Annotated in this window: 4 protein-coding genes; all 4 read left to right on the top strand. The window is 61.1% G+C overall.

The genetic code is table 11. The features are described from left to right. A partial coding sequence (locus tag ENJ37_01195) for an SDR family oxidoreductase (protein HHL39099.1) occupies nucleotides 1-861 on the top strand: 861 nt, incomplete at its 5' end. A 109-nt stretch (nucleotides 862-970) separates the two neighbouring features. After that, complete coding sequence (locus ENJ37_01190) at nucleotides 971-1,090, top strand: desulfoferrodoxin FeS4 iron-binding domain-containing protein (protein ID HHL39098.1); 120 nt, start codon at nucleotides 971-973, stop codon at nucleotides 1,088-1,090. Between the two features lie 314 nt (nucleotides 1,091-1,404). Further along, a complete protein-coding gene (locus ENJ37_01185; GenBank protein HHL39097.1) occupies nucleotides 1,405-2,052 on the top strand; it encodes a TrkA family potassium uptake protein in 648 nt (215 codons plus the stop codon). Between the two features lie 189 nt (nucleotides 2,053-2,241). Further along, a complete protein-coding gene (locus tag ENJ37_01180; protein HHL39096.1) occupies nucleotides 2,242-2,754 on the top strand; it encodes an XRE family transcriptional regulator in 513 nt (170 codons plus the stop codon). Nucleotides 2,755-2,917: the final 163 nt, after the last annotated feature.

Raw genomic sequence — 2,917 nt, 5'->3', positions numbered from 1 at the left:
GACGAGGTCATATGTCTCGACAACTTCTTCACTGGGCGAAAGCACAACATCATGCACATGCTCGGAGAGCCCCGCTTCGAGCTCATACGTCACGACGTCATAGAGTCCATCCTCCTGGAGGTGGACCGCATATACAACCTCGCCTGTCCGGCCTCTCCGGTCCACTACCAGTACAATCCCGTCAAGACCATAAAGACCAACGTAATGGGTACTCTCAACATGCTGGGGCTTGCCAGGCGGGTGAGGGCCAGGGTGCTCCAGGCGTCTACCTCCGAGGTCTACGGCGACCCGAAGGTTCACCCCCAGCCCGAGGGGTACTGGGGCAACGCCAATCCCATCGGGCTTCGTTCCTGCTACGACGAGGGCAAGCGCTGCGCCGAGAGCCTCATGTTCTCCTATCACAGACAGAACGGCGTGGACATACGGGTGGTCCGCATATTCAACACCTACGGCCCCAGGATGCTCGAGGACGACGGCCGCGTGGTGAGCAACTTCATCGTCCAGGCCCTGCGCGGCGAGCCGCTGACCGTTTACGGCGACGGCTCACAGACGAGGTCCTTCTGCTATGTGGACGACCTGGTGGACGGGCTCGTCAGGATGATGGAGCGCGACGGGCTCACGGGGCCGGTGAACCTCGGAAATCCCGGCGAGTTCACGGTGTTGGAGCTGGCCCGCAAGGTCAAGGAGCTGACCGGCAGCTCCTCGGAGATCGTCTTCAGGGAGCTCCCGCCGGACGACCCGGTTCAGAGGCGGCCCGACATAACGCTTGCGCAAAGGGAGCTCGGCTGGCGCCCCATGGTGGGTCTCGACGACGGCCTGGTGCGCACTATCGAGTACTTTTCAGCGAGGCTGCGGCGCTAAGAGGGCGATCCTACCCATATCCCGATACCTTCTGCATTATAAGGCTGCACGGCCACACCGCCGTCTTCAGAGACGGCGTCAAGACGTTTCACGAAAGGAGGTGAAAGCGATGGCCACGAAGGTGGGAGAGAAGTACAGGTGCGAGATCTGCGGAAACGAGGTGGAGGTGATCCACGCCGGCGGAGGCACCCTGGTGTGCTGCGGCAAGCCAATGGAGTTGAAGGATTAGGGAGACCCGATCGGCTCTGCCGGGGCTTTCTGAAGAAGGGCCGCAGGCCCGCGTTTGCCCCAGACCCCCCTCGTATGTTATTCGGCTGTTTGGCGGTCCTCTGGAGGTTCGGGCCGCGCCAGGCGGGATTTTTACGCCTTCGCGGGCCGAACCTCCAGAGGACCGCCCCAGGGCGGCGGATGCGGGTACCAGCCCCCTTCAAAGACTTTTAATGCCCCGCGGGCCATCCCGATTCTGCTTGCAGAATCGGGATGGCCCGCGGGGCGTCAGAGGTCTTTTGAGGTAATCGGAGTTTTCCTTGCGGGGAGGTCTTCATGAAGGTCATCGTAAGCGGCGGCGGCGACATAGGGCGCGTGGCGGCCGAGACACTCTCGTGCGCCGGTCACGACCTGACGGTCATCGAGAAAGACAGGGGGGTATGCGAGGTGCTCGCCTCCGAACTCGACGTGATGGTTGTATGCGGTGACGCCACAAGGCCGGACCTGCTGGAAAAGGCGGGAATAGAGGATGCGGACCTCGTCATGGCGGCCAGCGGGGACGACCACATGAACGTCATAACGGCGGTTGTGGCCCGTGAGTACGGCATCGATCGCGTCATCATCAGGCTCGACGACCCGGCCTTCAACACCGTCTGCCGCAAGCTCGGCATGGAGGAGATAGTGAACCCCAAGATCGCCGCGGCGAAGCAGATGGCCGACATGGCCAGAAGACCCCACGCGCTCGAGCTCTCCACGCTCGTGGGAGGCTCCATACGAGTCTTCACGGCCATACTGAGGAAGCCGGAACACGCCGTAAAGATCGACGAGCTCGACCTGCCTCCCGGCGCCCTGCCGACGGTCGTGCAGCGCAACGGCGAGTACTTCATCGCCGGCAGAGGCTTCCGCCTCATGGAGGGCGACCACCTCTCGATCCTCTGCGACGAAAAAGACATGGAGGCCCTGACAGCCGAGTTCGGCGCCTGAGAAGAGACCGCTTTCGCCGACGCGGCCAGGAAGGAAACTCCGGTCTGTTGCGCCGGGGAAACCTCTTGAAGAAGCAGTCAAAACCCCTCTCCCCCCAGATTCCCTCCAAAAATTTTGCGAGATCCGCGCAAAACGGCTGAAAATGTTTTATACTTACAGAGGGCTGTCACGACACCGGCGGGCCGGTGGATGGAGAAGCCGCGCAATGAACGTTCGCAGCGTCAGGGGCCTGAGGGGAGACCCTCATCCCCCGGCAAAGGGGCCTGCCGCCCCTTAATCCGTGAGGCCGGAGGTGAACGGACTATGATGAGGTCGGTAAGAAAGCTGCTCGGCAAGGTCGAGCAGGCCCGCAAGGAAAAGGGACTTACACCGGGGGAGCTCGCCGTGGCTCTCGGACGCGACGCCTCGGAGTACCTCGACATGGAGCGTGGACTGGCGCCCATCACCCTCGACGAGTTCATCAGGCTCACAGAGATCCTCGACCTCTCCGTCGACGACGCCGTAATGGCCGACCACCGCGTCTCTACGATGGTCAAGCTCTTCAGCTCCCTCTCCGAGAAGGGCAAGCTCATGACAATGGTGCTCATCGAGGCGTCGCTCTTCTACGAAGCCTGCTCGGGAGTCGAAAAGAAAGGACGCCAGCACGGAACGCCGAGCCTCGACCTCCGAGAGAAAACACCACAAGGGCGCAATATCCATTAATGACCCTGAGGGAACCTTTTTGTAAAAAGGTTCCCTCAGACTCCCTCCAAAAACTTTTAACGCGACTTGGTTTCCCCCTGTTTTGCTTGGCAAAACAGGGGGAAACCAAGTCGTATTAAAAGTCTTTGAAGGGGGTCCGGGGGAAACTTTCTACAGAAAGTTT

The organism is Deltaproteobacteria bacterium (assembly GCA_011375175.1).
Lineage (GTDB): Bacteria > Desulfobacterota > GWC2-55-46 > GWC2-55-46 > DRME01 > DRME01.
This window is presented reverse-complemented; position numbering and strand designations above follow the sequence as displayed.

Coding starts and splice junctions, on each gene's coding strand:
- ENJ37_01180 (HHL39096.1), top strand. CDS start 2,242: ATGGAGAAGCCGCGCAATGAACGTTCGCAGCGTCAGGGGCCTGAGGGG.
- ENJ37_01190 (HHL39098.1), top strand. CDS start 971: ATGGCCACGAAGGTGGGAGAGAAGTACAGGTGCGAGATCTGCGGAAAC.
- ENJ37_01185 (HHL39097.1), top strand. CDS start 1,405: ATGAAGGTCATCGTAAGCGGCGGCGGCGACATAGGGCGCGTGGCGGCC.